3 protein-coding genes are annotated in these 2,036 nt (G+C 31.9%); all 3 read left to right on the top strand.

The features are described from left to right. Positions 1 to 290: 290 nt before the first annotated feature. Positions 291 to 458: a hypothetical protein gene (locus BLS32_RS18585; protein ID WP_170227634.1), complete on the top strand. Its 168-nt coding sequence runs from the start codon at positions 291 to 293 to the stop codon at positions 456 to 458. A 744-nt stretch (positions 459 to 1,202) separates the two neighbouring features. Next, positions 1,203 to 1,571, top strand: a complete 369-nt coding sequence (locus tag BLS32_RS17955) for a hypothetical protein (protein WP_175453167.1) — start codon at positions 1,203 to 1,205, stop codon at positions 1,569 to 1,571. 187 nt (positions 1,572 to 1,758) lie between these two features. After that, a partial coding sequence (locus BLS32_RS17950; protein ID WP_139171816.1) for a hypothetical protein occupies positions 1,759 to 2,036 on the top strand: 278 nt, incomplete at its 3' end.

Genomic DNA, 2,036 nt, shown 5'->3' with positions numbered 1-2,036 from the left:
TTTGCGCAGAAAAAAATGAATTTAATACGAACTTTTTTCTTTCAATTCAACCGAACGCACAACAGCGGCTAAGCGAGATTGCTGGTTTTCAGTAACCACAAATTTTGTTTTCACGAAGAAAGTTTTATCTTGGCAGAGAAAACTCAGTTCGCTTGAATCGCAACCTCGCTTAAGCCGCGAAACGTTATGCGAAATTGACCCCAAGTTTGCGGATAATTATTGTAAACAATTACATGAGGTTAAATGGAAAAAATGATAGTTTTTTTGCTTAAGCCTTTTGCAAAAAGAATTTGCTGAAAACTGGTTTTCAAAGCGAAGTCGCTAAAAAAGGCTTGGCTAAGTTAGAAGAAAAAAATGACAAAGTCAAATTTGTTTATTATAACTTACTTAACCTCTTTAATTTGCGCATAGAATTTTTAACAACTTCTTTTATCCGTCAGCAGGATAAAGAAAAATAATCAAAAATTAATTATCACGTAAACTTGTTGGGCCAACTTTAAAATTTTGTAGTTTTATATCCATAAACACAACAAAATCGCATAACACGGTATAAGCGCAATATTGCCTGCCGCAGGCGCAACACAGGCAAGACTGCGCTTATACCAGGAACGTTATCTTCCAGCTCGCCAAGCGAGAAACTTCTGAAAATGAACCAGTTATAGTTTTCATACTTTTCTCCTATTTTGCTTCTATAATTGTCGAAAAGTTTGTCGAATTTTTGTCAAAATATTGCTTTTAAACTTATCGCTTTATGGATTTTCTTTGGCAAATATTGATGTAAAATTATTTTCTATTTTTTATTATCCTTGAAAATTATTGATCGAAAAATATAGTCGTTTAGTTTGTCGAAAATCAAATCGGAGTTTCTTTTTGAGAAATATTGTCAATTGGATTGTCGAAATTCTATCTTTTTTAAAATCTTGTCAAGTTTGATTTATCAAATCAAAAATTTAAAAGATGATACAGATCATTGAAAATATTTTAGGACGGTTTTTGTCAATTTCTAAACGAAAAAATCAACTTAAGAGCCGAGAAGATAACAGCGGCTAAGCGAGATTGCTGGTTTTCGGTGACCGGAAATTTTGTTTTCACGAAGAAAGTTTTATCTTGGCAGAGAATACTCAGTTCGCTTAAATCGCAACCTCGCTTAAGCCGCGAAACGTTGGCCGAAATCGCAGAAAAACACCGGAAATATGAAAATCATGAGAAAAATAGCATTTCTAATTTTAAGTATTTTTACGATCTCTAGTTCGATTGCGCAAATTAATTCTTCAACGAAAAGTAAAAATCAAACTGAATTAAATTTGACTTTATCAGACGATAGAGAAATTTTAAATGATGGAATAATCTATCGGATAGAGAAAGATAACCAAACTTTGTCAGCACATAAAAACGGAAAGCAAATGTGGAAAACTAATATTATAAAAGTTTGTGGAAAACCGGACGTTGGAAATGCTCAAATTAGGTATATCAAATTAAACAAAGAAAAAATTAATGTGATTTTTGGAAAACATAGTTTTGTAGAAGTTGATATTAAAACTGGAAAAACAAAATTTCTTGGTGCTGACTAATAACGCGACTTCGGCCAACAGCCGTTTCACGAAATTGCCGAGTTTTCGGTATCGGGAAGTTTTGTTTTCACGAAGAAAGTTCTATCTTGGCAGAGAGAACTCGGCCCGCTTTCATCGGCAACTCCGTGAAGCGGCGACACGTTATGTGACATATTCATTGACGATCAGATATAAAAAACGCATTCATATGAAATTATATATTACATTTTTTTTAATACTAATTAGTATTAAAACTTTTGCTCAAGAGAAAAATGCTAATAAAATTATAAGTGATATTTTTTTTGGTTTCGACTTGTCAAACAAACCGCCGAAAATTGAACAAGAATATAGAATGTTGTATGATTCTGGAGCCGAAATTGAAAAAGAAAAAAATGTAATAAAATTTAATACTCATCCATATTTTGATAATTTACCTTATAATCATTCAATATTTTCAAATGGCTATTTTAATGTTTTATATGCTTT

This window comes from Flavobacterium noncentrifugens (assembly GCF_900100375.1).
In the GTDB taxonomy this organism is placed as follows: domain Bacteria; phylum Bacteroidota; class Bacteroidia; order Flavobacteriales; family Flavobacteriaceae; genus Flavobacterium; species Flavobacterium noncentrifugens.
The sequence above is the reverse complement of the archived record's forward strand: the minus strand, read 5'-3'. Positions and strand labels throughout refer to the sequence as shown.

Bases quoted from the DNA above. Each gene is read 5' to 3' on its own strand.
- BLS32_RS17955 (WP_175453167.1), top strand. From the start codon at position 1,203: ATGAGAAAAATAGCATTTCTAATTTTAAGTATTTTTACGATCTCTAGT.